Below are 4,893 nucleotides of genomic sequence, written 5' to 3' on the forward strand. Positions count from 1 at the left end.
GACCGACAAACCATGCTCGGACCAACCCGGAGCGGAGGCCTCATGAATAGTGCGGGTTAGCGAGCTATTTTCAAAACCAAACGGTTGAAAGCTAACGATGGTGAATAACGACACGCACGGAACCGTAGATTCACTTGCTAAGTTTGCAGGTTGTTTATTTTATCGTCGCGAAGCTCATGGATTCTAAAGAAAACTATCCGGGATCTTGCGCTAGCGTTGGTCAATTGCTGGATCTAGCGGAGGAGTACCATGCGGCGCACAATCGTCTCGTGACTAACCCGAACTCTGGCCTTCCTCATGCGTCAGCGCCGGCAAGACTTTTGGCAATCCATGCCATTGAACTCTATTTGAATGCGTATTTGCTGCATAATGGCGTCAGCCAACAGATAGTTCGAGGTCTCCAGCATGACCTTTCCAAGCGCACGGTGCTCGCTATCGAACATGGCCTGAACCTTCGAAAGCGCACTGAAGCTCATCTCATGAAACTGCATGCGGCTCGTGAATATCTCTCGGCGCGTTACGGCCCTGATCTTGCGGAAACATGGTCCGAAATGAGTAGCCTCGCCGCGACATTACAAGATGTCTTCAAGAAGGTTCGGAGCTCCCTCCATGGCCGGCTATATCAAAATTGAAGTTAGCTGGAATTTCATCAGAATCATGTTGATCTAATAACTACAGGCTTATTTACGCTTGAGAGCATAACAATGCACCCTTGACCCATGCTCTCCCATCAGATCTGTGCACTGGGAATGCGCTTCTCTGGCTCGATCCGTGTTGCACGTAACCTGTTAATGTGCTGTTTCTCAACGGGGAAGCGGGGAAAGTAATCGATAGCATGTTCTTCAGGGTTATGACGGCTCCGTTGCCGCCGGTCGCGACAAACTGTGCCTTTTTGTTCAGCGACACGTGGGACGACTGGTTCAAGTTCCAAACCGTCTTTTCGCTGTTCATCTTCGATGAGAATGGTCAGAAGCACTCGGTTGGGTCCGTCAAGATTAGCAGAATGGGTTTGGAGGGCGGAAGCACCATCACACCGGGTCGACGTAGGCCCGAAATGCCTGAGCATTTCGACACCCTTCCCCCGGGGTACTTCTCTTTGGGCCAAGGGGAAGACTACTACGAAACGCTGAATCTGATGAGCGAGACCCTTCGTTTGAGAGTGCTGCAAGGCCTTCGAGACTGTGCCTTCGATCAGGCTATCTTCGAGGAAGCGCGAGATGAACCCTCGATGGTCCATTCGCTCCTTCGCGGGACCCCCGAGAGCAGCGTAACTGGCCGATTGCGGCGTCTCTCGCGTGGAGACGCTGAACTCACGCCGTTTCGCTTTGCTTACACCCTGCCGCCGTCCGGACCAGATTTCTATCCCCCGACAATCGACTTCGACGTCATTCCGGAATCCCAGCCACCAACCAACGTCCATGTGCTTATTGGACGCAATGGCGTGGGTAAATCGCGCGCGATGCGAGGATTGATGCAAGCCCTGCTCGGTCGCCCCGATGAAGTCGGCCGTCCGGGAGGAAGGGTCAGGTTCACAGAGATGAAACAAGTGGGAACCGACTTGGCCGCAAACGCCGATTTTCCCCGTATCGTATTGGTTTCTTTCAGCGCCTTCGACGACTTTCCTATTCTTGCTGAGCCGTCAGATCGGATTGGCGTCGAGCATGTCGGACTGCATGTGGCTGATCCCGCCGACGGCCGAGCGCCGCAGCGTATGAAGTCGCCGGCAGACCTTGCGAAAGACTTTAGCCAAAGCCTTGCACGTTGTCGTGGCGGACTTCGCAGAGCGCGCTGGTTGGAGGCAGTCACGACACTTGAGACCGACGATCTGTTTGCTCAAGCCGAAGTACGTAGCCTGCTGGAAGGCGAAGGAGATGCCTGGGAAAACGAGGCTCAGCGCCGTTTCCGATTGTTAAGCTCGGGCCATGCTATCGTCCTACTGACCATCACGCGTCTGGTCGAACTCGTGGACGAACGGACGCTAGTCTTGATCGACGAGCCCGAAGGTCATCTTCATCCTCCGCTGCTCTCCGCGTTCATCCGCTCCCTGTCTCGCTTACTGGTATCGCGCAACGGGCTTGCCGTGGTCGCAACCCACTCACCCGTGGTACTACAAGAGGTGCCGCGCTCTTGCGTATGGAAACTTCGCCGTACTGGCTATCGTTCTGAAGCCGAACGTCCGCTGGTAGAGACATTCGGCGAGAACGTGGGAATCCTGACACGCGAAGTTTTCGGGCTCGAAGTGACCCGTACCGGGTTTCATGGGCTATTGGCAGCAGCGGTATTGGAGGAGCGCCTCGACTACGAAGGCGTACTGGCACGCTTTGATGGCCAGCTTGGCGCTGAAGCGCGTGCGATCGTGCGATCTCTTGTCATTCAGCGCGACGCCATTTGATGCGCAGCCTACCTCGTCCCACAATTCCAGCCTCGGTGATGATGAGGCTATGTTCGCAAAGCATCCGTGATCCACTTCTTAAGGAGTCCTTGGAGCGAGTTAACGCTGTCGTGCATGCCGCCGAGTCCGATTACCTCCTGCATGGTCTCGGGATGGCGCTCCACGCCATTCCCCAAACCGCCGATATCGGCGGAATTCTCTCGGCCGATGTAATGAAGCGTGTCTACGCGCAAACTTTCGTGAAAAGCGTGTCCACTCGGCCCTTCTACCACGCAATCAAGGCGGTTCCTGCTAACGACATTTGCCCACTGTGCTCCCAGCGTACGGTTTCGACGCTGGATCATTACCTCCCGCAGAGCCTGCATGCAGCTCTGACGATCGTTCCGCTTAACCTGGTGCCAGCCTGCGCCGAGTGCAACAAGAGTAAGCTTGCCCGCCAGCCCGCAGCGGTCGCTGACCAGAGCTTCCATCCCTACTTTGACAATTTCGACGATGGGCAATGGCTCATCGCCGAGGTGGTGATAGGTGACCCCGCAGCCGTTCGTTTTCACGTGACTGCTCCGGAAGGGTGGAGTGCGGTCAAGGTCCAACGCGCTCGAAACCATTTCGATGTGCTGAAGCTTGGCCCGTTATATGCTAGCCATGCCGGTGTGGAGTTGGCGAACATGCGGTACTCGCTGGAAAGGATCGCGCACAGCGGAACAAGCCACGATGTGAGGGCCTGGCTAACCGACCGGGCAGAAAGTGCAAGACAGGTAGCTCTGAATTCGTGGCAGCACGCGATGCTTGAGGCCTTGGCGGCCAGTGATTGGTTCTGCGACGGTGGTTTCACCGATTGAGCTCGCGTCGTGCATCCTGTCGTTTAACGTGTGGAACGCGGTTCGGCCGCTGTCACTTGGTTCGAGCAACAATCTTCGCTGTTTGCAAGCGCCTACAGCGAGTAACGCCGGCTGAGGCAATTGGGAGGTTTGCGGCCAATGTGTAATCGCGCAGAACGAGGTGAAACTCTCCGCACCCTTTCGCTATTTCGCGCACGGCGCGGCGCCCGCTTTAACGAAGGCCCGCTCGAGGTACACCCGGCACAGCCCGGCACCGTAATCCGCATAGAGGGCGGGGAATTGGTCCTCGACCAGATGATTTGGGGTTTTCCTCACTTTCCGAACGGCAAGATCGGTAAACGCGGCAAGCCGCTGAAGCCGACGCCCGTAAACAATGCCCGCTTCGACAAGCTTGATCGCTTCTGGAAGCGCTGGTCGGCCGACCCGGCGCATCGCTGTCTCATCCCAACCGCACGCTATGCCGAGGCCGTCGGCGATCCGGGGAAGATGACCGAGACCTGGTTATCTCTGCCGGAACAGCCGATATTCGCCTGGGCAGGGTTATGGAGTGTGAGTGACGAATGGGGTGCTGTCTATACGGGGGTCATGACAGACAATGCCCCGGAACTGCGAGACATCCATGACCGTTCCCCGGTCATCCTGGATCCATCAGACTGGAACACTTGGCTCCACGCGCCGCTTGCAGATCTCTATCGTTTCGACCGGCCCTATCCAGCAGCGGCCATGAAAGTGGAGGCTACCAACGCCCCTTGGTATCGTCCGAAGGAAAAACCTCCAAAGGAAAGGACCTTGCTGTAGATCGATGCTCTCAGCGCGCCTCCTCGCGTCACTGGAGACGGAGGCGTATCGGTAGGCACAGGCGCGCCCACAAACACCGTGAGAACGTTTTTAGGGAAGCGATACACGCATTTAAATGACCCTCCCTGTTGTCGGGCGGCTCGCATCGAGGCTAATATGGTGTATGACTTGAGAGGATCTGACGCGAGTGAAAGAATATTACCGAGCTTTCTTTATCTGCGACGGCTACCCGGAAAACACGATCACAGTTGACCTGGCCATAGACGAAAATCGGAGATGGGTAGAGCACCTCGCTACTGCGGGATGGTGGGGACGTCTGAACTCAGACGATATCTGGCCTTTCATTCTCCAGAAGGGCGGGCGCATGGATCTCGGGAATGACGTCAATGATCCTTCGAACGCCTCACAGCGCTATGCCTGGATCGAACTGTCCGACTGCATCATCGCTCGAGGCGACCGCTACTCGGTCCGCTATGATGGCTCGGACGAATTCATTCTCGACCGCCTAACAAAGTTCGCTGATTTGCTCGAATAGGATTAGCCTAGTCTGACTGAATTAATTCCATTCCATCGAAGCATCATTTCACCGCCATCGATCGTCCGGACACGAATAAACTCCTCGCCGAGCATCGTATAATTGATGCCGCCTCCAAGATGCGACCATGCGTCAGGTGTCGGGGCATCCAATCCGTCAATCTCGGAGATCGGCACGTAAATCCCTCGATTGTGAACCTCAGCAAGAAATTCTGATGCTTCTCGAAGCAGTTTCACCCCAGCTTTGGCATTCGAACTGGAGATTGCACGGTCGTGTCCCGCGGGGTGGTGTAGGAAGGTTTCCCTGAGAGGGTGGCCACCGTCGATCTT

At 56.0% G+C, this 4,893-nt stretch carries 6 protein-coding genes; 5 read left to right on the forward strand and 1 reads right to left on the reverse strand.

Going from position 1 to position 4,893, the window contains the following annotated elements:
* The first annotated feature begins 176 nt into the window (after positions 1–176).
* The 5 genes from NTCA1_RS27915 to NTCA1_RS27935 all read left to right on the forward strand — a co-directional run bounded on the left by NTCA1_RS27915 (position 177) and on the right by NTCA1_RS27935 (position 4,564).
* On the forward strand, positions 177–632 hold the full coding sequence (locus tag NTCA1_RS27915) for a hypothetical protein (protein WP_159832467.1): 456 nt from the start codon (positions 177–179) through the stop codon (positions 630–632).
* Positions 633–835: 203 nt separating this feature from the next.
* Positions 836–2,392 (forward strand): AAA family ATPase, encoded by a 1,557-nt coding sequence (locus tag NTCA1_RS27920; protein WP_159832468.1) that lies wholly within the window; start codon positions 836–838, stop codon positions 2,390–2,392.
* Between the two features lie 89 nt (positions 2,393–2,481).
* On the forward strand, positions 2,482–3,231 hold the full coding sequence (locus tag NTCA1_RS27925) for an HNH endonuclease (protein WP_201282625.1): 750 nt from the start codon (positions 2,482–2,484) through the stop codon (positions 3,229–3,231).
* 138 nt (positions 3,232–3,369) lie between these two features.
* Entirely contained in the window at positions 3,370–4,029 is a 660-nt protein-coding gene (locus tag NTCA1_RS27930; protein ID WP_159832470.1) for an SOS response-associated peptidase family protein, read from the forward strand.
* A 187-nt stretch (positions 4,030–4,216) separates the two neighbouring features.
* A complete protein-coding gene (locus NTCA1_RS27935; protein ID WP_159832471.1) occupies positions 4,217–4,564 on the forward strand; it encodes a hypothetical protein in 348 nt (115 codons plus the stop codon).
* Positions 4,565–4,566: 2 nt separating this feature from the next.
* Here the strand turns inward: NTCA1_RS27935 and NTCA1_RS28945 are convergent.
* A partial coding sequence (locus NTCA1_RS28945) for a hypothetical protein (protein ID WP_236549624.1) occupies positions 4,567–4,893 on the reverse strand: 327 nt, incomplete at its 5' end.

Source organism: Novosphingobium sp. TCA1 (genome assembly GCF_009811895.1).
Taxonomy (GTDB): Bacteria; Pseudomonadota; Alphaproteobacteria; order Sphingomonadales; family Sphingomonadaceae; genus Novosphingobium; species Novosphingobium panipatense_A.

Excerpts from the sequence above, each read along its gene's own strand:
- NTCA1_RS27915 (WP_159832467.1), top strand. The coding sequence starts at position 177 with ATGGATTCTAAAGAAAACTATCCGGGATCTTGCGCTAGCGTTGGTCAA.
- NTCA1_RS27930 (WP_159832470.1), top strand. The coding sequence starts at position 3,370 with ATGTGTAATCGCGCAGAACGAGGTGAAACTCTCCGCACCCTTTCGCTA.
- NTCA1_RS27920 (WP_159832468.1), top strand. The coding sequence starts at position 836 with ATGTTCTTCAGGGTTATGACGGCTCCGTTGCCGCCGGTCGCGACAAAC.